The sequence below is a fragment of the Ruegeria sp. D6 genome (assembly GCF_056534365.1).
Window position 1 is genome coordinate 157,387 of sequence record NZ_JBQFPH010000005.1, and the last position, 23,720, is coordinate 181,106.

The 23,720-nt window shown below is 57.4% G+C and carries 29 protein-coding genes; 8 read left to right on the forward strand and 21 right to left on the reverse strand.

Annotated features, from left to right (window positions below):
* Positions 1-42: 42 nt before the first annotated feature.
* Positions 43-618 carry a TIGR04282 family arsenosugar biosynthesis glycosyltransferase gene (locus tag ACR0A1_RS16780; protein WP_170425918.1) on the reverse strand — a complete coding sequence of 192 codons (576 nt, stop codon included), beginning with the start codon at positions 616-618 and terminating at the stop codon, positions 43-45.
* 3 nt (positions 619-621) lie between these two features.
* Complete coding sequence (gene dapE, locus ACR0A1_RS16785; RefSeq protein ID WP_480868445.1) at positions 622-1,761, reverse strand: succinyl-diaminopimelate desuccinylase; 1,140 nt, start codon at positions 1,759-1,761, stop codon at positions 622-624.
* A gap of 207 nt (positions 1,762-1,968) precedes the next feature.
* Between dapE and ACR0A1_RS16790 the strand changes: the two genes are divergently transcribed.
* Positions 1,969-3,027: a transporter substrate-binding domain-containing protein gene (locus ACR0A1_RS16790; protein ID WP_480868447.1), complete on the forward strand. Its 1,059-nt coding sequence runs from the start codon at positions 1,969-1,971 to the stop codon at positions 3,025-3,027.
* On the opposite strand, the gene ACR0A1_RS16795 is transcribed toward ACR0A1_RS16790, so the two are convergent.
* From ACR0A1_RS16795 to ACR0A1_RS16805, 3 genes are read right to left on the reverse strand one after another with little or no spacing between them, the layout of a single operon-like run.
* Complete coding sequence (locus ACR0A1_RS16795) at positions 3,024-3,368, reverse strand: hypothetical protein (RefSeq protein ID WP_170399025.1); 345 nt, start codon at positions 3,366-3,368, stop codon at positions 3,024-3,026. The genes ACR0A1_RS16790 and ACR0A1_RS16795 overlap by 4 nt on opposite strands.
* A gap of 37 nt (positions 3,369-3,405) precedes the next feature.
* On the reverse strand, positions 3,406-3,999 hold the full coding sequence (locus tag ACR0A1_RS16800) for a TetR/AcrR family transcriptional regulator (protein ID WP_480868449.1): 594 nt from the start codon (positions 3,997-3,999) through the stop codon (positions 3,406-3,408).
* The gene (locus ACR0A1_RS16805) at positions 3,999-4,277 is read right to left on the reverse strand and encodes a hypothetical protein (protein WP_480868451.1); all 279 of its coding nucleotides are present in this window, start codon (positions 4,275-4,277) and stop codon (positions 3,999-4,001) included. The genes ACR0A1_RS16800 and ACR0A1_RS16805 overlap by 1 nt, the downstream gene beginning before the upstream one ends.
* A gap of 106 nt (positions 4,278-4,383) precedes the next feature.
* Between ACR0A1_RS16805 and ACR0A1_RS16810 the strand changes: the two genes are divergently transcribed.
* A complete protein-coding gene (locus tag ACR0A1_RS16810) occupies positions 4,384-5,565 on the forward strand; it encodes an aromatic ring-hydroxylating oxygenase subunit alpha (RefSeq protein ID WP_480868453.1) in 1,182 nt (393 codons plus the stop codon).
* Positions 5,566-5,617: 52 nt separating this feature from the next.
* Here the strand turns inward: ACR0A1_RS16810 and dapD are convergent, their stop codons facing one another.
* The 5 genes from dapD to ACR0A1_RS16835 all read right to left on the reverse strand — a co-directional run bounded on the left by dapD (position 5,618) and on the right by ACR0A1_RS16835 (position 9,760).
* Complete coding sequence (dapD, locus tag ACR0A1_RS16815) at positions 5,618-6,445, reverse strand: 2,3,4,5-tetrahydropyridine-2,6-dicarboxylate N-succinyltransferase (protein WP_170508970.1); 828 nt, start codon at positions 6,443-6,445, stop codon at positions 5,618-5,620.
* Between the two features lie 92 nt (positions 6,446-6,537).
* A complete protein-coding gene (gene bioB / locus ACR0A1_RS16820) occupies positions 6,538-7,503 on the reverse strand; it encodes a biotin synthase BioB (protein WP_480868636.1) in 966 nt (321 codons plus the stop codon).
* Positions 7,496-8,083 carry a biotin transporter BioY gene (locus ACR0A1_RS16825; RefSeq protein WP_480868456.1) on the reverse strand — a complete coding sequence of 196 codons (588 nt, stop codon included), beginning with the start codon at positions 8,081-8,083 and terminating at the stop codon, positions 7,496-7,498. Before ACR0A1_RS16825 ends, bioB begins: the two co-directional genes overlap by 8 nt.
* Positions 8,084-8,204: 121 nt before the next feature.
* Complete coding sequence (locus tag ACR0A1_RS16830; protein WP_480868458.1) at positions 8,205-8,804, reverse strand: GntR family transcriptional regulator; 600 nt, start codon at positions 8,802-8,804, stop codon at positions 8,205-8,207.
* Positions 8,805-8,848: 44 nt separating this feature from the next.
* Positions 8,849-9,760, reverse strand: coding sequence for a threonine/serine dehydratase (locus ACR0A1_RS16835; RefSeq protein WP_480868460.1), 912 nt, complete (start codon positions 9,758-9,760; stop codon positions 8,849-8,851).
* A 78-nt stretch (positions 9,761-9,838) separates the two neighbouring features.
* Here ACR0A1_RS16835 and ACR0A1_RS16840 point away from each other — a divergent pair, with 78 nt between their 5' ends.
* A complete protein-coding gene (locus tag ACR0A1_RS16840) occupies positions 9,839-10,681 on the forward strand; it encodes an LOG family protein (RefSeq protein ID WP_170399048.1) in 843 nt (280 codons plus the stop codon).
* Between the two features lie 3 nt (positions 10,682-10,684).
* Entirely contained in the window at positions 10,685-11,782 is a 1,098-nt protein-coding gene (locus ACR0A1_RS16845; RefSeq protein ID WP_480868462.1) for a cystathionine gamma-lyase, read from the forward strand.
* On the opposite strand, the gene ACR0A1_RS16850 is transcribed toward ACR0A1_RS16845, so the two are convergent.
* Complete coding sequence (locus ACR0A1_RS16850) at positions 11,783-12,166, reverse strand: hypothetical protein (protein WP_170399056.1); 384 nt, start codon at positions 12,164-12,166, stop codon at positions 11,783-11,785. It lies immediately after the preceding gene.
* Positions 12,167-12,323: 157 nt separating this feature from the next.
* Here ACR0A1_RS16850 and ACR0A1_RS16855 point away from each other — a divergent pair, with 157 nt between their 5' ends.
* The 3 genes from ACR0A1_RS16855 to ACR0A1_RS16865 all read left to right on the forward strand — a co-directional run bounded on the left by ACR0A1_RS16855 (position 12,324) and on the right by ACR0A1_RS16865 (position 15,304).
* Positions 12,324-13,241: a DnaJ C-terminal domain-containing protein gene (locus ACR0A1_RS16855; protein ID WP_170399059.1), complete on the forward strand. Its 918-nt coding sequence runs from the start codon at positions 12,324-12,326 to the stop codon at positions 13,239-13,241.
* Positions 13,238-13,582 carry a hypothetical protein gene (locus tag ACR0A1_RS16860; protein ID WP_170611369.1) on the forward strand — a complete coding sequence of 115 codons (345 nt, stop codon included), beginning with the start codon at positions 13,238-13,240 and terminating at the stop codon, positions 13,580-13,582. The genes ACR0A1_RS16855 and ACR0A1_RS16860 overlap by 4 nt, the downstream gene beginning before the upstream one ends.
* 63 nt (positions 13,583-13,645) lie before the next feature.
* Positions 13,646-15,304 carry a U32 family peptidase gene (locus tag ACR0A1_RS16865; protein WP_480562277.1) on the forward strand — a complete coding sequence of 553 codons (1,659 nt, stop codon included), beginning with the start codon at positions 13,646-13,648 and terminating at the stop codon, positions 15,302-15,304.
* Between the two features lie 3 nt (positions 15,305-15,307).
* Here the strand turns inward: ACR0A1_RS16865 and ACR0A1_RS16870 are convergent, their stop codons facing one another.
* The 5 genes from ACR0A1_RS16870 to ACR0A1_RS16890 all read right to left on the reverse strand — a co-directional run bounded on the left by ACR0A1_RS16870 (position 15,308) and on the right by ACR0A1_RS16890 (position 18,780).
* The gene (locus tag ACR0A1_RS16870) at positions 15,308-15,931 is read right to left on the reverse strand and encodes a cytochrome P460 family protein (RefSeq protein ID WP_480868465.1); all 624 of its coding nucleotides are present in this window, start codon (positions 15,929-15,931) and stop codon (positions 15,308-15,310) included.
* Positions 15,932-16,156: 225 nt separating this feature from the next.
* The gene (rlmN, locus tag ACR0A1_RS16875; protein WP_170562225.1) at positions 16,157-17,344 is read right to left on the reverse strand and encodes a dual-specificity RNA methyltransferase RlmN; all 1,188 of its coding nucleotides are present in this window, start codon (positions 17,342-17,344) and stop codon (positions 16,157-16,159) included.
* 77 nt (positions 17,345-17,421) lie between these two features.
* Positions 17,422-17,742, reverse strand: a complete 321-nt coding sequence (locus ACR0A1_RS16880) for a lysozyme inhibitor LprI family protein (RefSeq protein ID WP_480438911.1) — start codon at positions 17,740-17,742, stop codon at positions 17,422-17,424.
* A gap of 157 nt (positions 17,743-17,899) precedes the next feature.
* Positions 17,900-18,070 (reverse strand): hypothetical protein, encoded by a 171-nt coding sequence (locus tag ACR0A1_RS16885; protein WP_170399076.1) that lies wholly within the window; start codon positions 18,068-18,070, stop codon positions 17,900-17,902.
* A 176-nt stretch (positions 18,071-18,246) separates the two neighbouring features.
* Positions 18,247-18,780 (reverse strand): invasion associated locus B family protein, encoded by a 534-nt coding sequence (locus tag ACR0A1_RS16890; protein ID WP_170399079.1) that lies wholly within the window; start codon positions 18,778-18,780, stop codon positions 18,247-18,249.
* A 179-nt stretch (positions 18,781-18,959) separates the two neighbouring features.
* Here ACR0A1_RS16890 and ACR0A1_RS16895 point away from each other — a divergent pair, with 179 nt between their 5' ends.
* The gene (locus ACR0A1_RS16895) at positions 18,960-19,958 is read left to right on the forward strand and encodes an asparaginase (protein WP_480868468.1); all 999 of its coding nucleotides are present in this window, start codon (positions 18,960-18,962) and stop codon (positions 19,956-19,958) included.
* Between the two features lie 3 nt (positions 19,959-19,961).
* On the opposite strand, the gene ACR0A1_RS16900 is transcribed toward ACR0A1_RS16895, so the two are convergent.
* The 5 genes from ACR0A1_RS16900 to hutU form a co-directional block, all read right to left on the reverse strand.
* The gene (locus ACR0A1_RS16900; RefSeq protein WP_170399083.1) at positions 19,962-20,282 is read right to left on the reverse strand and encodes a YciI family protein; all 321 of its coding nucleotides are present in this window, start codon (positions 20,280-20,282) and stop codon (positions 19,962-19,964) included.
* A 22-nt stretch (positions 20,283-20,304) separates the two neighbouring features.
* Positions 20,305-20,733 carry an SRPBCC family protein gene (locus ACR0A1_RS16905; RefSeq protein WP_480868470.1) on the reverse strand — a complete coding sequence of 143 codons (429 nt, stop codon included), beginning with the start codon at positions 20,731-20,733 and terminating at the stop codon, positions 20,305-20,307.
* Positions 20,721-21,050 carry an ArsR/SmtB family transcription factor gene (locus ACR0A1_RS16910; RefSeq protein WP_223117169.1) on the reverse strand — a complete coding sequence of 110 codons (330 nt, stop codon included), beginning with the start codon at positions 21,048-21,050 and terminating at the stop codon, positions 20,721-20,723. Before ACR0A1_RS16910 ends, ACR0A1_RS16905 begins: the two co-directional genes overlap by 13 nt.
* A 39-nt stretch (positions 21,051-21,089) precedes the next feature.
* Positions 21,090-21,968, reverse strand: coding sequence for a phosphoserine phosphatase SerB (gene serB / locus ACR0A1_RS16915; RefSeq protein ID WP_480868472.1), 879 nt, complete (start codon positions 21,966-21,968; stop codon positions 21,090-21,092).
* Between the two features lie 68 nt (positions 21,969-22,036).
* Positions 22,037-23,719: a urocanate hydratase gene (hutU, locus tag ACR0A1_RS16920; RefSeq protein WP_480868474.1), complete on the reverse strand. Its 1,683-nt coding sequence runs from the start codon at positions 23,717-23,719 to the stop codon at positions 22,037-22,039.
* Position 23,720: the final 1 nt, after the last annotated feature.

Below are 23,720 nucleotides of genomic sequence, written 5' to 3' on the forward strand. Positions count from 1 at the left end.
CGGGCATGCGACCGCGTCATGGTCAAAAAGCGGTGCCTCATGTCAGCCGTGCAGATCGGCCACGGTATCCACATCGCGCAGATTATCCAGCAACGCTACTCGGCACCCGCGAACCGAATTCAGTGTGTCTTCCAACGCGTGTTCCGTTGACCAGCGCACATCGCGGAATAACCCTGAGGGCAGCGCCCCATAGCGCTGCGCACCGACCAGCCAATAGCCGCCATCCGGGGCGGGCCCGAACACCATCTCAGCCCGGCCCAACGCGCGAAAGGCCCGCGCAATGTGACCCCGTGTGATGCCCGGAATATCCGCACCGATCAGGCACACCGGGCCATCGGGAGCACCGCGCAACATCCGCCCCATGCGGTCGCCCAGATCTCCGCGCCCCTGAGGCTTCCGGGGTAAATCTACAGGCCAGACCCGACTGTTCATTCCCTCCCTATCCGGAGAGACCGCCAGTACAATCTGCCAGCGAGGATCACGCAGACGCCGGATCAGAGATCGCGTTTGATGCCGAAACCACCAAGCAGCCCCGACCATGCCGATATCGCGCCCCAAACGGGTCTTGACCCGACCTGGACGTGGCTCTTTCACCATGATGACCAGCGTTTTCTGCATGGATCAGGCGAAGTAATCCGTCAGAATACGGGTGTAGATCGCCTTGAGTTGATGAATTTGCGCCACTTCGACACATTCATCGACCTGATGCATGGTGTGCCCGACCAGACCAAACTCGACCACCGGGCAATGATCTTTGATGAAGCGGGCATCCGAGGTCCCGCCGGTGGTCGAAAGCTCGGGGCGGATATTTGTTTCTGCTTCGACAGCGCAAGCTACCAGATCAGACAATGCCCCCGGAGGGGTCAGAAAGCTTTCACCCGAAATCTTGATCCGGGTCTCGACATCGACGCCAAACGCCTCGGCAACGGTGTCTGCCTCGGATTGCAACCAATCGCTCAAACTGGCCCCGGAATGCAGGTCATTGAACCGGATGTTCACTGTCCCAGAACATTGCGCCGGTATCACATTTGTCGCCGGATTACCGGTGTCGATCGTGACAACCGCCAAGGTCGAGGCGTCAAAGTGGTCGGTCCCCTGATCCAGTTCGTGGCTGGCCAGCCGATCCATCAGCCGCGCCATCGCGGGCACCGGGTTCTTTGCCCGATGCGGATAGGCCGAATGCCCCTGCACTCCGGTCACAGTGAACCACGCGGTCATCGAGCCGCGCCGACCGATCTTCATCATTTCGCCCATCGTGTTCGGACAGGTGGGTTCGCCCACCAGACAAACCGACATCCGCTCATCCGTTGCGGCCATGTGATCCAGTAAAGCAACAGTGCCATCCAGTGCGTCGCCTTCTTCATCACCTGTGATCGTCAGGATCACCGCCCCATCCGGGGGCGTGTCACGCACAAAATCGATAGCCGCTGCCGCAAATGCTGCCACGCCCGATTTCATATCCGTCGCGCCCCTGCCGTACATCACCCCGTCCCGGACCTCAGCGCCGAACGGGGGCATGGTCCAGGCCGCCTCATCCCCTACCGGAACTACATCCGTATGCCCGTTAAAGCCAAAGCTGCATGCATGACCCTTCTGCCCCCATCGGGCGAAGAGGTTGCAGATTCCACCACGATCTACGCGAGTGCAATAAAATCCGGCCTCCTCCAGCACTTGCTGCAACAAGACCAAAGCCCCGCCTTCATCGGGTGTGACCGATGGGCAACGGATCAGATTTGCTGTCAGCTCAACTGGATCGGTCATATTGGGCCTCTTGTCCTTAGGGGTGCCTGTGTTCGTGCACAGATTCAACGAATTGCCCGGATTGCCAACCCCGAATAGTCGAATTCCGAGACCGAATGCCCAAGCGGCTTGACTTTGCACCCCAACAAAACATGAGCGTTGACCCAGCGGCTGCCTTGCCGCGCTGCCCTTAAGTGCGTTAGAGGGCCGCGAAACAGGTGATTCCACATGAAGCGTGTCTTCTTCGCATTGATCTGCCTGACTTTCGCGACTCTTGCGCAGCAAAGCCAGGCCCAGTCTCTTACGGTTACAACGGTAACCCGTCCTCCGTTCTCATTTGTCGAGGACGGTGCCCAGACCGGTTTCTCGATGGATCTTCTGGCGGCACTGTCTGAATCACTCGGCTGGGAATACTCGGTCAACCGCGTCGAGACATTTGGAGAAATGTTGGGCGCGGTTCAGGATGGTTCTGCCGATCTGGCGATCGCTAATATATCGATCACCGCATTGCGCGAAACCCGAATGGATTTCACGCAACCGATATTTGAGGCCGGATTACAGATCATGGTCCCGTCAGAGGCCGCTCGCCAGCCATCGCTGTTGCACGCTTTGCTGTCTCGGGAATTGTTCATCGCCATCGGGCTGGCCTTTGCGATCCTGCTTGGTGGCGGCATGCTGATGTGGAGTTTTGAGAAACGCGCGCAGCCCTACTTTGATCGCAAATTGAACGAGGCGTGGTTCCCCTCGTTCTGGTGGGCCCTCAACCTGGTGGTGAACGGTGGCTTTGAAGAGCGGATGCCGCGCACCCCGTTTGGCCGCCTGTTGGGTGTAGTACTGGTGGTGTCATCCCTATTCATCGTCTCCGTTTTCACGGCCCGGATCACCTCGGTGATGACGGTGGACGCAATCACCGGCAGCGTTAATTCGGTCAACGACCTCTATGGCAAACACGTGGGGACGATTTCCGATTCGACCGCCGCCAGTTTCCTGAACCGGCGCGAAATTGATTATACCGGTTATGGCGATCTGCAGGACATGCTGACCGCATTCACCAACAAGGATCTGGATGCGGTGGTATTCGACGCTCCGATACTGTCCTACTACGCCAGCCACGAAGGCCGCAGAACGGCAGCAATGACCGGAGGCATCTTCCTGCGCGAAAACTATGGGATCGCATTTCCGACCGGATCGCCTCTGGTCGAAGACGTCAATCAGGCTCTGCTGTCCCTGCGCGAAGACGGCACCTATGACGAAATCTACCGCAAGTGGTTCGGGGCGCGAAACTAAGCGGTTTCCTCGTCACCGAAAAAGGGCGTCATCTGCGCCACGATAACCGCATTTTCATCCAGCGCCCGCTGCATCAATGCCCGTTCATCCGGATCGATATCGTGCCCTTGCGCTTCACGCTCGGCCAGCGTGCCATAGCCGGTGACATCCAGTGGTGCTGTATCGGCCTGTTTCAGGATCGCGACCGTCTCGCGCACGGCCTCGGCCTCGTCCACGCCGCTGGCAAAACACATCAATGCCGCCCCGGTCGCGCCTTCGGGCAGCCCGTCACCATCTTTTCGACCGATCTGAACCAACAACGTATAGACCTGTTGGCGCGAAGGTTTTTTCTGCTTTTCCATACTGCCCGCAATACGCTGGCCCAATGACACGGTCAACTCAGTCGCGGGTGATGGCGTACAGGTGATCCAATAGCATCTGCGCCGCCATACGCTGTGTGTCGCGCCATTCCGCGCGGGGCCGCAATGGCATCACCGCATCTGTATTGAAATAAATTGCGGCCATTCCCGCTGCCACGGCTTGGATATCCCGCGCGCTGGCAGCCGGTAGTTCCTTTATGATTTCAGCAGCGATCCTTGCCTCGAAATCATAAACAAACCCAAGCAACGGTTCTCGCAAATCCGCGTGCCTTTCTGAGGCGGCGACCAACGCGGCAAACACCGCGGCACTTTCCGAAGAATAGGCGCTGCGTCCGAATAAAGCTTCCGTCATCGCCGCGACCCGGTCGGTGCGCGGCAGAGTGTCAAAGAGCGCCTCAGCCTGATCTGCAAAAACCCGCAGAACGTGATCCAGCAGCTTGCGAACCATCTCGTCCCGATTGCCCAGATAGTGGCGCAGCAATGGCCGCCCGACGCCTGCCTCTTCGGATATGCGGGCCAGGGTCGAGCCATCCAGCCCATAGCGCGCGACACAACGCATAAATGCGTTCAGGATCTGTTCGGATCTTGCGTCTTTCAGGCTGGGGCGAGGCATCAGAAACCGTTCGCAACGGGCAGGAAAACATCCGCCAGAATGTAGAGAACGCCCAGACCAATCCACAAAACCGTCAGCGACCAGAACAGTGCGGGGTCTGTCGCGCGATCAATCGGCTCGATCAGGAAGGCCTGCCCCGAGCGCACCGCCAAGAGCCCCCAAAAGATGAACAACAGACCCCAAAGGCCGTAGAACCCGGCGAGGGTCGAGATAAGTAGCGCCGCCAGAACCAGCAGCGTCATCCACTTTTGATGCCTCAGCGTTTGAACAAATGTCATCCTGCCTCCAAGCGGGTCCTGAAAATTCTTAAGGTCAAATCTGGACATTCGGGGGTTTATTGTCAATATTGATGATAATCATTTTTGACAATAAACGGACTCGACAATGCCGCCTGCCGCACTTCCCGACCAACCCAAACAACAACTGCCGCGTGAGGCTTATGTCTCGGACAGTTGGTTTGAGGCCGAGCAGAAAACCCTGTTCAGCAAGTGCTGGAGTTTTGCCGGGGTGACCATGGATTTCACCGAACCCGGCGATTTCAGGACGATTCAGACCGGGGCCTACGCTCTGATCGTCATCCGGGACGCAAATGGCGACTTGCGCGCGTTCCACAACCAATGCCGTCATCGCGGCACCGAGTTGCTGGAAGGTTGCGGCAACGCAGGCAAAACCATTGTCTGCCCCTATCACAACTGGGTCTACAATCTGGATGGCGCTTTGCGTGGTGTCCCGGCCCAGCGCGAGTGCTTTCCGGATCTGGACAAGAAGGCAACCGCGTTGTTCGGTGCCTCAGTCGGTGTCTTCCGCAACCTTGTTTTTGTTCACCCAGAACCGGATCAAAGCTTTGACGCGTGGCTTGGCGATCTGGCTCAAATACCTTGGCCTCATGATCTGGCATCAAGCGAGCTACAAGAGAACCCCGACGACGTGGTCTATGAGATCAACTGCAATTGGAAGGTCTTCTTTGAAAATGCAATAGACGGCTATCATCTGGCCTATCTGCACAAAGACACGTTGGGCGGGCCAACCCATGACAAGAATCTTTGGGAGGTTTTTGGCCAAAACATGGTCTGGTGGTCGACTGAGCGCGAAGGCGTCAAACATCGTATCCCTCAGTTTGTTGAAAGCTCGGCCAAAGGGTCCGGCCTGAAAACGGTACGGAATGCCGAAACGCCGGGCTATGGCGGGGTCTACATGCTGTTTCCGACCACGATCCTGACGCCAAACCCCTGGGGGTTTTCGATATCGACCATGGAACCAGTGGATGCCAACACAACACTTCTGCGGGTCAGAAACTGGTCGCCTAAAGGCTGGTTCACCTATACGCATCGCGCGGCGGACATACCCGGATACGACCCGGAATCCGGTCGGATCAAATCCTCTCACTGGACCCAGCACCCACTGGAGACGGGGGATTTTCAGACCGAGGATGTCTGGGTGTGCGAAAAGATGCAGCGCGCCCTTCAATCGCCCCGATATCAAGTCGGCCCTCTGGCAAAAGGGGCCGGAGGTGAGGCGGCGATTGATTTCTTTCAGCAGACAGTGCTGGAGTTCATGCCAAAATAAGAAAGGCCGCAGAGCATGCACTCTGCGGCCTATTCAGACTGAAACGACGGGATCAGTCGCGCAGTAGCTCATTGATCCCGGTTTTCGAACGGGTCTTTTCATCGACGCGCTTCACGATGACCGCGCAATACAGGCTTACATTGTTCTTGGACGGCATCGAACCCGCAACAACCACCGAATAGGGCGGAACCTCGCCATACATGACTTCACCGGTTTCGCGGTCCACGATCTTGGTGGATTTACCGATGAATACGCCCATGCCCAGAACCGAACCCTCGCGGACGATGCAGCCTTCGACCACTTCCGAACGCGCACCGATAAAGCAGTTGTCCTCGATAATGGTCGGACCGGCCTGCATCGGCTCCAGCACGCCGCCAATGCCGACGCCGCCCGACAAGTGCACGTTCTTGCCGATCTGCGCGCAGGAACCAACGGTGGCCCAGGTATCAACCATCGTGCCTTCATCTACATAAGCACCAAGGTTGACGAACGAAGGCATCAGCACCACACCCGGTGCGACATAGGCCGACTTGCGGACCACACAGTTTGGCACGGCGCGGAACCCTGCCGCGCGCCACTGGTTCTCACCCCAACCGGCGAACTTGCTGTCTACCTTATCCCACCAGCCGCCGTTTTGCGGGCCTCCGGTCTGGATTTCCATGTCCTTGATGCGGAACCCCAGCAGAACTGCTTTTTTCGCCCACTGGTTCACGTGCCAATCACCACTGTCGAGCTTTTCAGCCACCCGCAGCGAACCGCTGTCCAGCGCGCTCAGCGTGTCTTCGATTGCTTCTCGTTGCTCGCCGGTGGTCGCAGGGGTGATTGTGTCACGTACTTCCCAGGCGGCTTCGATGGCGGCTTCCAGTTGCGCATTGGACATGGGGCGTCTCCCTAGAGAATCTGTTCACGTTGATGTGGCCTATACGCAAGCGAGACCCATGGCGCAATGCGACGCGGATACCTCGGTTTGCGTCAATCATCGGTAAGTGCGCTGAGTGCGGCAAACATATCCCGGTCATTTTGGGTTCCGGCATTGGGTGCGGTCAGCAACACATCGCCGTAGAAAACCGAATTTGCGCCAGCCAGAAAGCACAAAGCCTGCTCGGCAGTTGAAAAGTCCGACCGTCCTGCCGACAGGCGCACCCGTGTTTGCGGCATGGTGATCCGCGCGGTCGCAACCATGCGCACCAGATCAAAAATGCCCACCTTTTCTAGATGCGCCAGCGGCGTGCCTTTGATCGGGATCAGCGCGTTTATCGGTACACTTTCGGGATGCGGATCAAAATTCGCAAGGACCTGCAACAGCGAGGCACGATCCCGCAGGCTTTCACCCATACCGATAATGCCGCCGCAGCACAGATCAATACCTTCGTCCCGGCAATAGCTGAGGGTCTCAAGACGATCCTGATAGGTACGAGTTCCAATAATCTCGCCATAGAATTCCGGCGAAGTATCCAGGTTATGATTGTACGCCGTAAGTCCCGCCTCGGCCAATCGTTTGGCCTGATGTGGCTTGAGCATGCCCAGGGTGACGCAAGCCTCCATGCCCAGATCACGCACGCCCCGCACCATGTCCAGCACATTGTCGAATTCTTCGCCGTCGCGCACCTGACGCCATGCAGCACCCATGCAAAACCGTTCAGCCCCCGCATCGCGCGCCCGTTTGGCAAGCGAGATGACATTCGCAGGGTTCATGAGCTTTTCCTTGGTCAGCTCGACCTCGCGATGATGAGCGGATTGCGGGCAATAGGCGCAATCCTCGGGACAGCTTCCGGTTTTTATCGACAGCAGGCTGGCTTTTTGGATGTCGTTTGGATCGTGATATGTCCGGTGAATTACATTTGCGCGACCTACCAGATCCAACAGTGGGAGGCGCATCAGCGCCTCCACTTCATCCACGGTCCAATCGCTGCGGATATCTTGCCCGGTATCAAGCATCTGGCTGCGGCCCACGGATTTTCTGCATCAGACCCGTTGGCAGGCCAATCACTAGAACGGCTGCCAATGCAATCTTCACGAGATCACCCAGGATGAAAGGGCTGAAACCGTAAACCAGAACCTTGTCTGCAGGCACGAACTGAGCCAACCAACGCAGACCCAGCGCATAGATCACCGCAAGTCCAGCCAGCATCGCCGGAACCAGAAACAGTTTGCGCAGATTGTCCGCGGCCCATCCAACCATGACCGAGGCGACCACGAAACCCAGCAAATAACCTCCGGTTCCGCCCATCATATAGGCCAGCCCGATGCCTTTTTCGGGCGTTCCGGCAAACACCGGCAAACCCACTGCCCCGGCAACCATGTAACCGATCACGGTTGCAGAACCGAGACGCAGCCCAAATGCCGCGGCGATAGCCATGACAGCGGCGACTTGAAGAGTCATGGGCACAGGCCAAAATGGCACCTGGACTTTTGCACTGGCGGTCAAAAGAAGAATACCCAACGCGACACGAAGGATCTGACCCGCAGGAGTTATTGCTCCGGCGGCCGGAAGGGTGGATTGCAGAGTGGCTTTCATCGTCTTTCTCTTTTTATAGATAATATTTCATCGATTCAAAATTGATCATCGTTTTTATCTATTAAAAATCAAGTCAAATCTTCTGAGGAGGCACAGATTGTCGTTTCAAAGGCAGAAAGTATCAGCTTGCACGACGGATATGGCGCACAAGTATCGAGGTTGCGGCGGAAATGTCTTTGCTCTTCAGTGCCTGAATGATCGCAGCGTGATCCGTATCGACGCGCTGCACCCATTTGGGCCGCCAATGTGCAAACAAGTGCCTGGCACTGGCGATGTGCAGGTCATCGACAGAATGCAAAAGGCGGGGCAACCCGCATGGTGTCAGGATGGCACGATGAAACACCCTGTTCCGCGCCTCCCACTGAGGCATGCTCTCTGCCTCATCACACGCCTTTCGTGCATCATCAGCGGCCTTCAGAGCAGATGGAGTCATGTTTTGCACGGAATGCTGCATTGCCAGCGTTTCCAGCGCGACACGCATTTCGATCACCTCACGCACTTCGGCAGCGTCCAACGCGGTGACGCGCATGCCCTTTCGCGGCTCGCTTTTGGCCAATCCATGCGCCTCAAGCCGCAGCAGTGCTTCGCGCACCGGAACATGGCTGGTCTCAAAGTCGCGCGCGATATGGTCCTGACGCAGCTTTTCACCGGCAGGAAGATCGCCGGTGATGATTTTCTGGCTCAGGGCATTATAGATTGTGTCGGCAATGGTTGCGGTCATGAATTATAGATAAAATCCATGAACAACATCTACAAGCCGTATTCTCAACCCGTTAGCGGATCTGGCGCGATGTTCCCGCCGCAAATCAGCACTGCGACACGCTCACCCGGCTCCGGCTGGTAAGCGCCCGAAATCAGTGCGGCAAGCGCAGCAGCCCCTGCTGGTTCAACCAGTATTCGATGCGTCTGCCACAGAGTATTCTGGGCTTGCGCTATCGCATCATCAGAAACCAGAACCGAACTCATACCTTGGGCCAGCCCAAAGCAAATCTCACCAATTCTCCGTGCGCCCAGTGCGTTCGCTGCAATGCCCGAAACGGAAACATCAACCGGTTCGCCCGCAGCCAACGCCGCATTCAGCGCGCAAGAGGTTTCCGGTTCGACCGCCACGACTTTGCGCGCACCCTGAAACCATGCCAAAGCTCCGGCAATCAGCCCACCGCCGCCCACGGCCACCAATACTGTGTCCGCCTGCAAGCCCTGCGCGTCCCATTCAGCAAAACATGTCCCTTGCCCTGCCACCGTCGCTGGCGCATCATAGGCGTGGATTTGCATGGCGCCGGTGCTTTCCTCATGCGCCTGCGCCATGGTCAGTGCATTGGCGTATTCACCCGAAACAACACTCAGATCAGCCCCGATCCGCTTGATCAGCGCAATCTTGGAGGGGCCTGCAAGTTCGGGCACAAAAATCTTCGCTGGGTAGCCCAGTGATTGCGCGGCATAAGCCGCTGCCGCACCGTGGTTGCCACCGGAAGCCGCCACGACGCCTGCCGCGGGCACATCCATGCTGAGCAGGGTATTGAACGCCCCGCGCGCTTTGAAGCTGCCGGTGTGCTGCATATGTTCAAGCTTCATTTCAATCGGATAGCCCGGAATATGGCTTTCCATCACCGGTGTGACCTGCGCGTGTCCGGCAATGCGATCCCGCGCTGCCAATATTTCACTTTTCCGATCCATTCTTGTCTTTCCGTGACTGGCACTCTGCCCGCGAACCCTATAGCTGTTTTGGAAACACGCAAGCAGGGAACCCCGTTTATGAGAGAAGATCGCCTCAGCCCCTTTCGCGACGCACAGACCGACCGCTCGACCGCAAGCGAGGTACCAGATACCCCGCAGACGCGGTCTTCGGCCTATCGCCTTGCCTTCGCTGATGATGACTTCCTGTGCCGGGATGAGCTGCGCCCCGTACGACTCCAGCTGGAGCTGCTGAAACCCGAGATGATCATGACAGAGCGTGAGATCACCTCGACCATCGTCATGTTCGGTGGCGCGCGCATTCCGGAACCCGCTCAGAAACACACGGCGCGGACCGAGACCTTGGCCGGGCTGTCGAAATACTACGATGAAGCGCGTGAGTTTGCGCGGCTGATGACCGAGAAGTCAAATCAGACGGGCTGCCGCGAAAATGTGATCGTCACCGGTGGCGGCCCCGGCGTGATGGAGGCGGGTAACCGTGGTGCACAGGATGCGGGCGGGTGTTCGATCGGCCTGAACATCGTGCTTCCGCACGAGCAGGCTCCGAACCTATACGTGACGCCTGATCTCAGCTTCAATTTCCACTACTTCGCCATCCGCAAGATGCACTTCCTTATGCGCGCTCGCGCCATCACCATCTTCCCCGGCGGCTTCGGCACCATGGATGAGCTCTTCGAATCCCTGACTTTGATCCAGACCGGCCGCATGGATCGCGTCCCTTTCCTGCTGTTCGGGCGTGAGTTCTGGGAGAAGGTCATCAACTGGGAAGCGCTGGCCGATGCAGGCACCATCTCGGACGAGGATCTGGACCTGTTCCGCTTTGTCGACACTGCGCAAGAGGCGGTCGAGATCATCGAGAATTGGGAACCCGCGCCCCCACGCGATGAAATACCGGGGCGCTGAGCCATGAGCCCGAAGACCGGAGAAATGTTGCACTTGCGCGGGAATGCCCTGAAAAAGGGTGAACCTGTGGCCCTGCCGTTGACCCAAAGCAGCATGTACCATCTGCCCGGCGCGCCGGATGGGCATGCCAGCTATGGCCGGGTCGATAACCCGACCTGGGTGCATCTGGAACACGTTCTGTCGCATCTGGAAGATGCGCCCTGCCTCAGCTTTCCCTCGGGTATGGGTGCAATTTCGGCGGCCTTGTTTGCGACTGTCAAAACCGGGTCGCGCCTGCTGATCCCGTCCGACGGCTACTATGTGACACGTCTTTTGGCTGATCGGTTTCTATCAAATCTGGGCGTCTCGATTGTTGAGCGTCCAACCACAGCCTTCGCCGAGGGCGGCTTAGATGGATTCGATGTGGTGTTTCTGGAAAGCCCCTCGAACCCTGGTCTGGACATGCTAGACCTGCCCGCAATTGCCGGGGCTGTGCGCGAAGCCGGTGGCATCACCATCGCAGACAACACAACCATGACACCCTTGGGCCAACGCCCGCTGGACCTTGGCGTCGATGTGGTGGTGAGTTCGAATACGAAGGCGATGGGCGGGCATTCGGACCTGCTGATGGGCCACGTCGCCAGCCGCAATACGCAAATCATGGAGCGAGTTGAGGAATGGCGCCGCGTTTCTGGTGCGATTCCGGGGCCACACGAGGCGTGGTTGCTACATCGGGGTTTGGAGACGCTGGATGTGCGGTTTGATCGGATGTGTAGCTCAGCACAAATACTGGCTGAACGGCTGGCGGCGCACCCGGCCGTGAAACAGACCCGCTATCCCGGACTGACCGATGATCCGGCGCACACATTGGCGACGGCTCAAACCACGCGCTTCGGGTTTCTGCTAAGCATCACGCTTGAGACCGAGACCAAAGCCGAACAGTTCATCAACAGCTGCCCACTGCTGCGTCCGGCTACATCCTTCGGCGGCGTCCACAGTTCGGCCGAGCGGCGCGCCCGTTGGGGGGATGCTGTCGATCCTGCGTTCATCCGCCTGTCCGTGGGGTGCGAACCGGTGGACGAGTTGTGGCAGGCCATCGAGGCCAGTTTAGACGCGATATGACTATTTCTTAGGGTCGCGCAGTTCGGGAAACACGTAGATCGGCAGCACAATACTGCCGATCAGAGCGCCCAACCATACCAGCAAGGTTGCGGCCAACAGATTTGAGATACCGCCAATGGTCAGACCGGATGTGATCAGATCGGTGACCAGAAGGCCAACAAAGGTTACGATCAAGGCAATTCCGCCCTTCAGCGCCGGCGCCTTCTTTTCCCCCAGCTTCAGGATCAGCGGTTCGGCTATCACCTGGACCAGGGTGAACACGACTACCACCACGATGAAGGAAATCGGTCGGATCGCAAACTCTGACAGCAGCAAACTGGCCAATAGCAGCCCGATGGCGTTCCCAGCCAGCAATGCCAGCACCGATTTGAGCCTGCGCGTCATGGGGTGATCTCCGTCAATGATCAATCTGAAACATCTTAATATTAGCAGAGCTTGACAGATTTACGAGACAATTTAGCTGCCTCTTCTTTTTGACCTGTTGAAATCAATTGATAAAATACCTTCATCAAGGCCAAACCCCACATCGACGAGAGGCAAGATGAGCGACGACCCCTATTCCGTACTTGGCGTCGCCAAAGACGCCAGCGATGCCGAGATCAAGAAAGCCTATCGGAAGATCGCCAAAGAATGCCACCCGGACCTCAAGCCGGGCGATGCCGAGGCAGAGGCCAAGTTCAAAGCCGCTGCTGCTGCTTATGACCTGCTGAAAGACCCCGAGACGCGCAAACGCTACGACAATGGCGAAATTGATGCGTCGGGACAGGAACGTCCGCAGCAGCAGTATTATCGCGAATATGCCGAGGCTGCAGGCAACCCTTATCGCGGTCACGCGGCTGAACAGGACGATATGTCCGACATCTTTGCCGAATTCATGCGCGGGCGGGGTGGATATGGACAGCGCACGCAGGAGTTCCATGCACCGGGCCACAACTTGAACTACTCGCTGCAGATCAGCTTTCTGGACGCCGTTTTTGGAGCCAGCCAGAAATTGACCCTGCCAGATGGGAACCGGATTGAAGTGAAGATACCTGCGGGTATCACGACCGGGCAAACCATCCGCCTGCGTGGCAAAGGGGCCCCGGGGTACGGCGATGGGCCTCCCGGCGATGCGCTTGTGACGATCTCGGTTGCGGATCACCCGGTGTTCGACCGTCAGGGCGATGACATCCACATCACGCTGCCCATCACCATTGATGAGGCCGTTCTGGGTGGCAAGGTTCCCGCCCCCACCATCGACGGTGGCGTCAATGTCAGTGTCCCAGCGGGGACCAGCAGCGGCAAAACCCTGCGCCTGCGTGGCAAAGGAGTCAAGAAACGCGGCTCGTCCGAGCGGGGCGATCAGTTCATAGAACTGACCGTCGCAATGCCAGATAAGGTAGACGATGAATTGAAGCACTTCATGGAGACATGGCGCGAAACCCACGGCTATGATCCGCGCAAAGGAATGCCGTCATGAGCCGCACATTGACCGAAGCCGAACTGATCGACGCCATCACCCGCCTGACTTCGGATCGCCTGACCGAATATCTGGCCGCTGAGATCGTGATCCCCGAGCAATCGGAGCAAGGTCTGCGATATCAGCGTATCGACGTTGCACGTCTGGAACTGGCATGCGAACTGCATGACCAGTACGACATGGAGGCCGATGCACTGTCGATGATGATCTCTCTGATCGACCAGATGCATGGGCTGCGCGCCGAACTGCGCGAGGTTTTGAACGCAGTCGAGGCGCAACCGGAACCGGTTCGCCAACAACTGATCGAAGTGATCGGAACAGCGCGATTCCGTCGCAGTTAACGGGGTTTTGGGAGCCGGGATTTTGGCGTAGAAGGCGCCCTTGATCCTTAGCCCGGTATCCCCATGACCCAGTCCAGATCCGAATTGCTGATGCCTGCGGGCAATCTGCGTAAGTTGAAACTCGCCATCCTCTATGGCGCGGATGCGGTCTATCTGGGCACACCGGATATGTCGCTGCGGACAAAGTCCGAGTTCTCGCTGGAAGAGGTGATAGAGGGAGTCGAGTTCTGCCACAACCATGGCCGGCGCGCGTACCTGACACTGAACCTGTTCTCGCACAATAAGGACATTCCGAAGCTGGACGAATACATCGACACTGTCCGCAAGGTGAAACCTGACGGGCTGATCATCGCCGACCCCGGAGTGTTCCAATACGTCCGCGAACGCGCGCCGGAACTGCCGCTGCATATCTCGACGCAAGCCAATATCTGTTCGTGGTTGTCGGTGAAGTTCTGGCAGGATCAGGGGGCCGAGCTTGTGGTTCTGGCCCGCGAAGTCTCATACCCCGAATTGGTCGAGATTCGCGAGGAATGCCCCGATATCAAGCTTGAGGCGTTTGTGCACGGGGCCATGTGCATGACCTATTCGGGCCGCTGCCTACTGTCGAACTTCATGGCCGAACGCGGGGCCAATCAGGGCAACTGCGCCAATTCCTGCCGCTGGAACTATGGTCTGAAACTGCGTCTGAAAGACGGAACGCATCAGGAGCTGCGCATTACCGATGAAAACGCCGACCTATTCGAATTCCTGCTGGAAGAAGGCTGTCGCCCCGGTGATTTGATGCCCATCGAAGAGGATGATCGTGGATCCTACATCCTCAATTCCCGCGACCTGTGCATCATGCCCAAGCTGGATGAATACTTGAAGATCGGTGTCGACAGTCTGAAAGTCGAAGGGCGCGGCAAATCGGAATACTATGCCGCCATCGTCGCGCGCGCCTATCGTATGGCCATCGACGACTATCACGCCGACCCCGAGAACTGGGACCCGAAGCCCTATATGCGTGAACTCGAAACAGTCGGGAACCGCGGCTACACGCTGGCTTTCCACGAAGGCCGCCTGACCAATTATGCACATGATTACGAACACACAGCCTCGATTGCGCAGTGGGAATATGCCGGGATCGTCACCGAGGTGACCGAGGATGCCTTTCTGGTCGAGGTGAAAAACAAGCTGGAACCGGGGGATGTATTGGATTTCGTCTCTCCGATTTCGCGCGAGACAGTTCTGCTGCGGGTCTATGACTTTGAACGCGCGCATGATGGGGCGCGGCTGGACGTTGTGCAAGGCAGTACCAAAACCATCATCCGCCTTCCCTTCACCCTGTTCGATCACGAGGATATCGACGATCTGCGCACCCGTTTCCCGGTCTACTCCGTCCTGCGCAAAGAACGTGCCCTGACCGACGAACATTGGAGCCGCATCCGCTTTGACAAGCTGGTGCAGGGGCTGGAAACCTCAGGTCGCAATAACCCCAAGGCCTATGCCCGCCGCCGTGACGAGCTGGTCGAGAAAATCGGCGAAGACGGCAATGAGCGCCGCTTCAAAACCAATCGTATCGGAACCGAGGGATGTTGCGGCAAAGGCTGCAACGGCTGTTTGATCTTCTGGCAGGATGAGAAATTCGCGCTCGCCCGCGAGGTCCTATCCAAACGCAAACAGGGTGAGCAGCTGAGCCGTCAGGAAGCGACTGAGCTGAAGCTGCCGGACCCGGCGGCCTGAAGATCACTCTGCGATACGATACTCTTCGGGTACGTAAAACGTATAGTCCCGGTCCGCGACGGCCTCGTGGCAGACATGGCAGTAATCGACCTCTGACGCGCGAAAGCCCATCGTATCACCGAACAGCGAACCGTCCGGCATCACCATGATGTAACGCCAGTCGGCTGTTTCCGGGTTGGTGCCTTCTGGCAGTTTCTCCATCACGAACAGGGCACCGGGATGGATATTGCCCTCATCTGTGACAGTCATACTGTCTTTGGCCAGGACCGAGCCCGCAGGCAGCTCTTCGCCTTCTTGCAATGTGCCGTAATTGTGGGCCATGCGGTTCGCATAGCTGTTGACATAGCGCTGCCCATGCGTGGCCGAGATGTAGGGCGCATCGTTGAACAAAGGCCAGTTCTGATAGTTTCGGATCAAGTCCATCTGTGCCGCCGCATAACCCCGCGACATGCGTCGTATCAATGACTGATAGTGTTTCTGCGCTTGCTCCTTGGTCAGATCGGCTGGGTTTTCAATCGCCAAATGCGCATCCTGATCTTTGGTCTGAGCAGATGCCGCGTGGAGAACAAATCCCGAGATCGCCAGAACAGCCGCGATACCCAAGACTTGCCGGTGACTTACAATCATATTGTGGCCTCCCTGACTGATCAGTTCGCCTAAATGCCGCTTTGCTTCAGAAAAATGGTAGCGGCCTTAATTGGTGTTACCAGCACCGCCCCGGCAATCTCACCACCTTGTGTCTGTCGGTGAGTTCCCCATCCAGAGCGGGTCTGCGCCGAAGATACCAAATTTTGAACAAGGAAACAGCACTCAATTCATTAAGTTTTTCGCGTGAAGCAACGGCGCATGCCCTTAGCGGTTTAGCCCGGCTTCAGCCTCGATCTGCTTTCGCGATTTCCGGGCCCGTTCGGTGGCCGATTTTAACTGGCCACAGGCCGCCATGATATCCTCACCCCGCGTTTTGCGGATGGGTGAGGCATAGCCCGCCTGATAGATGATGTTCGCAAAGGCGCGGATACGATTGTTCGAGCTGCGCTTGTAGGGCGCGCCCGGCCATTCGTTGAACGGGATCAGGTTGATCTTGGCCGGGATGTTATGGCGCTTGATATGTGCGATCAGGCGATGTGCGTCTTCGTCGCTGTCGTTCACGCCATCCAGCATCACGTATTCGAACGTGATCCGTTCAGAATTCGACGCGTTGGGATAGCTGGCCAACGCCTGCAGCAGTTCCTCGATATTCCAGCGCTTGTTGATCGGAACAAGTACGTCGCGAGTTTCATCAGTGGTAGCGTGGAACGAGATCGCCAACAGGCATCCAATTTCTTCAGCCGTGCGCGCGATCTCGGGTACCACACCCGAGGTCGACAGCGTGATGCGGCGACGGGACAGAGAAATCCCCTCGGGGTCCATCGCGATCTTCATTGCGTCACGGACGTTTTCAAAGTTGTAAAGCGGCTCGCCCATACCCATCAGCACGATATTTGACAGCAGGCGTGTTTCATCTTTGGGCGCACCCGGTGTTGGCCATTCCTCAAGATCGTCACGCGCCATCATGACCTGCCCGACAATTTCGGCTGCTGTCAGGTTGCGCACCAATTTCTGCGTGCCCGTGTGGCAGAAGGAACAAGTCAGCGTACAGCCCACCTGAGATGAGATGCATAGCGTTCCGCGATCATCTTCAGGGATATAGACAACCTCAACCTCATGCCCGCCCGCGATGCGGCACAGATACTTGCGGGTGCCGTCCTCTGAAACCTGACGGGTCACGACTTCGGGGATTTCGATTACGAACTGCTCGGCCAGTTGCGTGCGATAGGCCTTGGCCAGATTGGTCATCTCACCAAAATCACGCACACCCCATTGGTAGATCCATTGCCAAATCTGCCCCGTGCGCATCTTCGCCTGCTTTTCGGGCGTGCCGTGTTCAATTAGCGCCTCACGCAATTGATCGCGGGTCAAACCGACAAGGTTCATCTTCCCCTCGGGCAGTTTGCGGGGGATGGTCATGACGTCTTGAGTGATCGGCGCTTTGGGCGACATTGGCGTATCTCGGTGGATTCTGGCTTGGGATGCGCCTCTATATAGGAACACACGTAAAGATCAAAAGAATTCGTGCTTCAATTTGCGTAACGCAACAATTCGTCAACCCGCGCCCGGCCAAGGTCAACCCGACAGGCTGTGATGGCGATCCCCGTACCCGATCCTCCGCCGAACGAAGCACCTACCGCTTCGCACTGCGCATCGCGATAGGCCACCCACGCGTTTTGCGAGGCCTCCAGCGCAGGCACAGCGACGACCCGTCCGGTGACCTCGTCCAGTTCTTGTGCGGAGCCAAGCGCCAGCGAATAGCTGGAGTCTATCGCAGCGTTTACCCGCAACTCCATATCCGAAACACAAGATCCAATTTCCACCTGCGAACCGGCGTCAATACACTCCATAGTTGGATCCGCAATTGCGGATATCGGAAACATCAAAAAAACAAATGCCCATCGCATCCATCAATCCTCCAGACAGAGATATCTGTCTATCACAGATCAAGATGCGCGCCCAATCAAGATGGGCCACTAAAGCAGAAACTTAAGCGGCCCACTGTTGTTAGTTTACTGCGGGCGGGATGTAGCAATCTTCTGCATCCAGGGTCTTTACGGGATCTTCCGGACCACATTGCTCACCCGTTATCGGATAGGTTTCCGATCCTTTCTCACAACCTGCAAGGATCACCGCAGACGCCATCAAGAGCACTGCCAGGTTTTTGCTTAAGTTCATTGCCGACTCCTCAACAAATTCTGAACTAATTAGTTCAGAAAACGGGGACGCAGGCTTTGACACGGATCAAGAAACACCGCTCTACGTAGCGTAAATTTCTGAAAACACACAGGATCGGACCAAACAAATAAAACCCCGCCGGAAAGCGGGGTTTCGGAATTTGATCTGCTTGTGGCTTAGTTCGTGCAGCGCGTTTCCGCGTCTTCAATCGCGGCCGTAAAGCCCAGCAACGAGAAAGTGTCCTTGGTCTGCGTACCACGTTCCGAACGGGCGGTCAGCACCGCCTCACTTCCGCGCTTCATCGCTGTGACGATCTTGGCATCGTCCGAGGCGGTCGCAGGCCATGCCCACTCACCATCGGTGAACAGCTCGAACTCGCTGCCATCGACAACCAGATTGACAGTAGAACCAGACGCAAACGGATAGCCGCCGGTAAAGGTCACCTGCCCTTTAACCTCGGCATTCGGGCGATAGAACACAAACAGCAGGATATCGCTGCGCCGAACGGAAACGACCCGGCCACCGCGTGTGTTCACGGTCTCTTTCGGGGCAGATACGCTCCAGCATTCGGTTGGATCGTCCTCGACAAACACGCTCCAGTCCGTTTTTGCAGCGACGCGATTGGTACTGGTCGCCTGCTGCGCAATTGCCGTTGTCGCCATTCCTGCCATGCACAGGCCCGCGATCACGCGGACGAGCTTTAATCCCATCGGTTCAGCCTCCTAGCCCGACCTATTACCTCATACCCATCGGAAATACGTGCGAACTCTGCCGGTTCGTCTGATCAGTTGCGTATTCCGATGATTGTCGACATACACACACTAACGCAGGTTTCGCCACAGGCGAAAGGGCGATTGGCAGATTTTTGCGCATGATTGATGGGGTGGACATGACACAAGCCGTACCGATGACAGAACTCTGGCGCGGGTCACTGTTGGAAAGCCTGCATATGGGCCATGCAGTGATCTGTGACGATAGTGGTCAGATCGTGCGCAGCTGGGGTGATCCAAACGCGGTGATCTATCCCCGTTCCTCGGCCAAAATGATCCAGGCCCTGCCGCTGATCACCTCGGGAGCAGCTGCAAAATACGGTTTGAACAGCGAGCATCTGGCTCTGGCTTGTGCCTCGCACAATGGTGCACAAATCCATACGGATCGTGTTTCCGCCTGGCTGGATCACCTCGGTCTGTCCGAGCCTGACTTGCGCTGTGGCCCGCAGGAACCTGCCGACATGGCGGCCCGCGACGGGTTGATTCTTGCGGACGATACACCTTGCCAGATTCACAACAATTGCTCAGGCAAGCACTGCGGCTTCCTTACTTTGGCGCAGCATATGGGGGCCGGGCCGGAATACTTGGAAATAGATCATCCTGTTCAGCAGGCCTGCCTGTCTGCCATCGAGGAAACCACTGGCGAGACCAGCCCAACCTATGGGATCGATGGTTGCTCCGCCCCAAATTTTGCGACATCACTGGTAGGGCTTGCGCGATCGATGGCCTGGTTTGCCTCTGCCGCAGACCGTTCGGACCGCTCCAGCGAAGCAGCGGTACAGCTCACAGAAGCAATGGTGAAACATCCCGAACTTGTCGCAGGTGAAACTCGCGCTTGCACCGAGTTGATGCGAGCGATGAACGGGCGCGTTGCAATCAAGACAGGGGCCGAGGCCGTCTTTGTTGCCATCATCCCTGAACAGCGAATGGGCGTTGCGCTTAAAATCACTGACGGCACTACCCGCGCCAGCGAATGCGCCATTGCCGCGATTCTAGTGCATTTAGGTGTGCTAGAGGCCGATCACCCGGCCACTCGCAAATTCATGAATGCCACACAGTATAGCCGTCGTGGGCTGGAATGCGGCGCTATCAAACCTGCACCGGGCTTCCCCGGCTGAGGATTACATCTCGATCTCGTGGACCTCGGCCACCTCGACCGAACCCGAGCCGTTCACAACCATCGGGCAGCCCTTGGCCATCTCGGTTGCGGCGTCAATGCTATCAGCCTTGACCACCGTGAAACCCGAGGCCGGGTTTGCACCACCATTGTCTTCGATCCCACCACTGCTGACCGTGTAGGACTGGCCTACAGGATTTCCCGGAATCTCTAATGAGCCGCCGATTTCCTGAAACCAAGCGCCCCAAGCGGCCATGGTCGCCTCGATCTCGGCGGGATCGGTTGGGGTGTGACCCCCATGATAAACAAACAAATATTGGGGCATATCGCTCCTCCCTGATGAAAACCTATTTGCAAAGTGCTTCGAGTTTGCGCAGCGACGATGTCCAGCCTTCGTTGTGGTTCGTGGCCGATTCGGCATCGACAAGTTCACGGTGATCAACCACCAGCCGTGATCCGCTGTTGGTCGCGGTAACCGAAAAGGTCACATGGCTTTCCGCACCGCGCTGGTCCTGATCGTCATGCCAAGCCCACGTAAATCCAACAGATTTTGGTCGATCGATATGGGTAACGTGACCCGAGACTTTGAACTGCTGACCCTCGCCATTCTGCATAACCGAATACCAGGGACCAATGCGCGAAAAGTCGAGATCATATTCCGGTACATGCAACCCTTCGGGCCCCCACCACTGCAGAAGTTTCGCACCATCGCTGACCCATGCGAACAGGACCTCGGGACTAACGGGAAAATCTCGTTCCAGTTTCAGGTCGGCCATGAATTTTCCCTTTCAATAAGCTCTTCCAAACGGTCGAGGCTGCTTTCCCAGAAATGTCGTTTCGAAATCGTCCATTCGGCTATCGCGCGCAGACCCTCGGGCTGCACCGAGTACATCCGTTGCGTGCCGTGTACCCGCTGCTGCACCAACCCGGCCTTGCGCAAAACCTTCAAATGGCGCGAGATCGCGGCCCCTGACATGCCCTTGCCTTCTATCAAATTACCGACGGGCAGTTCGCCTTCGTCCATCAGTTGCTCGACAATCGAGAACCGAGTGGCATCAGACAAAGCGGAGAATGTGACCAGAAGCGTATTCATGGCTTTATTTAACACAATGGTTAAATTAAAGGAAGCCCCTTAGAGGCCTTGAAATTCTGACCTGCCATAGCCCTGCAGATACAACAACGCTGTCAGATCGCCGTGATTTATGCGGACATCACATTCGGCAGCGACCGAAGGCTTAGCGTGCAACGCGACACCCGTCCCCGCCCGACCCAACATTCCCAGATCATTTGCTCCATCGCCGACGGCAATCACGTCAACCTCGGAGATACCTAGGCGTGTTGTGATCTGCTCCAATGCCTCTATTTTGGCCTGTCGCCCAAGAATGGGCCGCTTCACGTCGCCGGTAAGCTTGCCATCCTCAGCCAGCAATGTATTCGCCCGGTTCTCATCAAACCCAAGCTCTTCGGCGACCTTAGCCGTAAAAGCCGTGAACCCACCCGACACCAGCGCTGCATAGGCCCCATTCGCGCGCATCGTGGCAAGTAGCACCTTACCACCGGGCATCAATGTGATCCGTTCATCCAGAACCTTGCCGATCACGCTTTCATCCAGCCCTTTCAATAAGCCCACACGCTCAGTCAGCGCACCTTCGAAATCCAGCTCGCCGTTCATTGCACGCGCGGTGATATCCTTGACCCGATCACCGACACCAGCCTCATCAGCCAGTTCATCGATGCATTCCTGTTGGATCATGGTGCTGTCCATATCGGCCAGCAGCATCTTTTTCCGGCGACCGTCGGCTTTTTGCACGACCAGATCCACGCCCATCTGTTGCAACTCGCCCCAGACGTCCCAGCGATTGTCGGGAGTTTCTGGCAGGGAAAACTCGGCCGCCTCATCGAGGCTCAGCCAGTTCGCATCACCCCCGCCCCATGCATTCCGCAACGACTCAACCAGCGTCGCCTCTAAAGAAGGGGCCGCAGGGTTGGTCAGCAGAGTAGCTACATACATGTCAGGCCTCCGATTAGCGCACCTGCGGGATATCGCAGGTGCAGCATTTTCACCAGAGGCAGATTGATCTAACCGAGAATACCAGGCAGGCGCAGCCCATGTTCGCGAGCGCAGTCTTTCGCGATCTCATACCCCGCATCTGCGTGACGCCAGACGCCTGAGGCAGGGTCGTTCCACAGAACGCGCTCCAATCGCCGCGCGGCATCATCGGTCCCATCGGCGCAGATCACAACACCCGCGTGCTGACTAAAGCCCATGCCCACGCCGCCGCCATGATGCAGCGAGACCCAGGTCGCACCGCTGGCCGTATTGATCAGAGCGTTCAACAGCGGCCAATCCGACACTGCGTCCGAGCCGTCCAGCATCGCCTCGGTCTCGCGGTTCGGGCTGGCGACCGAGCCCGAGTCCAGATGGTCTCGGCCAATGACAACCGGCGCTTTCAACTCACCATTGGCCACCATTTCGTTGAACGCCAACCCAGCGCGATGACGATCGCCAAGGCCGATCCAGCATATACGTGCGGGCAGACCCTGAAACGCAATGCGTTCCTGCGCCATATCCAGCCAACGATGCAGATGCTCGTTCTCAGGGAACAGCTCCTTCATCTTGGCGTCGGTCTTGTAGATATCCTCGGGGTCACCCGACAATGCACACCAGCGGAACGGGCCGATGCCCTTGCAGAACAGCGGCCGGATATAGGCGGGCACAAAGCCGGGGAAGGCAAAGGCATTCTCCAAGCCTTCATCCTGCGCCACCTGACGGATGTTGTTGCCGTAATCCAACGTCGGAACGCCCGCGTTCCAGAAATCGACCATTGCAGCGACATGCTGTTTCATCGAGGCACGGGCGGCCTTTTCAACCGCTTTAGGATCAGTTTCGCGCTTGTCCTTCCACTGCGCCATGCTCCAGCCAATCGGCAGATACCCATTGATCGGGTCATGGGCGCTGGTTTGGTCAGTGACGATATCGGGGCGCATGCCACCGGCCTGCATCCGCGCATAAATTTCGGGGAACACCTCAGCCGCATTGCCTAGCAGACCCACAGATTTCGCCTCGCCCGCCTTGGTCCAGCGGTCGACCATCTCAAGCGCTTCGTCGAGAGTCTCGGCTTTTTCGTCCAGATACTTGGTGCGCAGGCGGAAATCGATAGAATCCGGATTGCACTCGACCGCCAAACAACTGGCCCCGGCGAACACTGCCGCCAAAGGCTGTGCGCCACCCATGCCGCCCAGACCGCCAGTCAGAATCCACTTGCCAGTCAAGTCGCCGCCATAGTGCTGACGGCCAGCCTCGGCAAAGGTTTCATAGGTGCCCTGTACGATGCCCTGCGTACCGATATAGATCCACGAACCGGCCGTCATCTGGCCGTACATCATCAGCCCCTTCTTATCGAGCTCGTTGAAGTGATTCCAATTGGCCCAATGAGGCACGATGTTTGAGTTGGCGATCAGAACTCGAGGCGCATCCTTATGGGTGCGGATGATCGCCACCGGTTTGCCCGACTGGACGATCAGGGTTTCATCCTCTTCCAGATCTTTCAGCCCTGCGACGATCCGGTCGAAATCGTTCCATGTCCGCGCCGCGCGACCGATGCCGCCATAAACCACCAGCTCGTGCGGGTTTTCGGCCACGTCCGGGTGCAGGTTGTTCATCATCATCCGCAAGGGCGCCTCGGTCACCCAGCTTTTTGCGTTCAGTTCGGGGCCGGTGGGCGGATAGATATCGCGGGTATTCTTGCGAGGATCGGTCATG

Excerpts from the sequence above, each read along its gene's own strand:
- ACR0A1_RS16865 (WP_480562277.1), top strand. The coding sequence starts at position 13,646 with ATGACCCAGTCCAGATCCGAATTGCTGATGCCTGCGGGCAATCTGCGT.
- ACR0A1_RS16855 (WP_170399059.1), top strand. The coding sequence starts at position 12,324 with ATGAGCGACGACCCCTATTCCGTACTTGGCGTCGCCAAAGACGCCAGC.
- ACR0A1_RS16800 (WP_480868449.1), bottom strand. The coding sequence starts at position 3,999 with ATGCCTCGCCCCAGCCTGAAAGACGCAAGATCCGAACAGATCCTGAAC.
- ACR0A1_RS16905 (WP_480868470.1), bottom strand. The coding sequence starts at position 20,733 with ATGGCCGACCTGAAACTGGAACGAGATTTTCCCGTTAGTCCCGAGGTC.
- ACR0A1_RS16825 (WP_480868456.1), bottom strand. The coding sequence starts at position 8,083 with ATGAAAGCCACTCTGCAATCCACCCTTCCGGCCGCCGGAGCAATAACT.
- ACR0A1_RS16910 (WP_223117169.1), bottom strand. The coding sequence starts at position 21,050 with ATGAATACGCTTCTGGTCACATTCTCCGCTTTGTCTGATGCCACTCGG.
- ACR0A1_RS16805 (WP_480868451.1), bottom strand. The coding sequence starts at position 4,277 with ATGACATTTGTTCAAACGCTGAGGCATCAAAAGTGGATGACGCTGCTG.
- ACR0A1_RS16845 (WP_480868462.1), top strand. The coding sequence starts at position 10,685 with ATGAGCCCGAAGACCGGAGAAATGTTGCACTTGCGCGGGAATGCCCTG.
- serB (WP_480868472.1), bottom strand. The coding sequence starts at position 21,968 with ATGTATGTAGCTACTCTGCTGACCAACCCTGCGGCCCCTTCTTTAGAG.
- ACR0A1_RS16885 (WP_170399076.1), bottom strand. The coding sequence starts at position 18,070 with ATGAACTTAAGCAAAAACCTGGCAGTGCTCTTGATGGCGTCTGCGGTG.
- ACR0A1_RS16830 (WP_480868458.1), bottom strand. The coding sequence starts at position 8,804 with ATGACCGCAACCATTGCCGACACAATCTATAATGCCCTGAGCCAGAAA.
- ACR0A1_RS16835 (WP_480868460.1), bottom strand. The coding sequence starts at position 9,760 with ATGGATCGGAAAAGTGAAATATTGGCAGCGCGGGATCGCATTGCCGGA.
- ACR0A1_RS16810 (WP_480868453.1), top strand. The coding sequence starts at position 4,384 with ATGCCGCCTGCCGCACTTCCCGACCAACCCAAACAACAACTGCCGCGT.
- hutU (WP_480868474.1), bottom strand. The coding sequence starts at position 23,719 with ATGACCGATCCTCGCAAGAATACCCGCGATATCTATCCGCCCACCGGC.
- ACR0A1_RS16895 (WP_480868468.1), top strand. The coding sequence starts at position 18,960 with ATGACACAAGCCGTACCGATGACAGAACTCTGGCGCGGGTCACTGTTG.
- ACR0A1_RS16900 (WP_170399083.1), bottom strand. The coding sequence starts at position 20,282 with ATGCCCCAATATTTGTTTGTTTATCATGGGGGTCACACCCCAACCGAT.
- ACR0A1_RS16890 (WP_170399079.1), bottom strand. The coding sequence starts at position 18,780 with ATGGGATTAAAGCTCGTCCGCGTGATCGCGGGCCTGTGCATGGCAGGA.
- ACR0A1_RS16840 (WP_170399048.1), top strand. The coding sequence starts at position 9,839 with ATGAGAGAAGATCGCCTCAGCCCCTTTCGCGACGCACAGACCGACCGC.
- ACR0A1_RS16860 (WP_170611369.1), top strand. The coding sequence starts at position 13,238 with ATGAGCCGCACATTGACCGAAGCCGAACTGATCGACGCCATCACCCGC.
- ACR0A1_RS16870 (WP_480868465.1), bottom strand. The coding sequence starts at position 15,931 with ATGATTGTAAGTCACCGGCAAGTCTTGGGTATCGCGGCTGTTCTGGCG.
- ACR0A1_RS16880 (WP_480438911.1), bottom strand. The coding sequence starts at position 17,742 with ATGGAGTGTATTGACGCCGGTTCGCAGGTGGAAATTGGATCTTGTGTT.
- ACR0A1_RS16850 (WP_170399056.1), bottom strand. The coding sequence starts at position 12,166 with ATGACGCGCAGGCTCAAATCGGTGCTGGCATTGCTGGCTGGGAACGCC.
- ACR0A1_RS16790 (WP_480868447.1), top strand. The coding sequence starts at position 1,969 with ATGAAGCGTGTCTTCTTCGCATTGATCTGCCTGACTTTCGCGACTCTT.
- dapD (WP_170508970.1), bottom strand. The coding sequence starts at position 6,445 with ATGTCCAATGCGCAACTGGAAGCCGCCATCGAAGCCGCCTGGGAAGTA.
- bioB (WP_480868636.1), bottom strand. The coding sequence starts at position 7,503 with ATGCTTGATACCGGGCAAGATATCCGCAGCGATTGGACCGTGGATGAA.
- ACR0A1_RS16780 (WP_170425918.1), bottom strand. The coding sequence starts at position 618 with ATGCAGAAAACGCTGGTCATCATGGTGAAAGAGCCACGTCCAGGTCGG.
- dapE (WP_480868445.1), bottom strand. The coding sequence starts at position 1,761 with ATGACCGATCCAGTTGAGCTGACAGCAAATCTGATCCGTTGCCCATCG.
- ACR0A1_RS16795 (WP_170399025.1), bottom strand. The coding sequence starts at position 3,368 with ATGGAAAAGCAGAAAAAACCTTCGCGCCAACAGGTCTATACGTTGTTG.
- rlmN (WP_170562225.1), bottom strand. The coding sequence starts at position 17,344 with ATGTCGCCCAAAGCGCCGATCACTCAAGACGTCATGACCATCCCCCGC.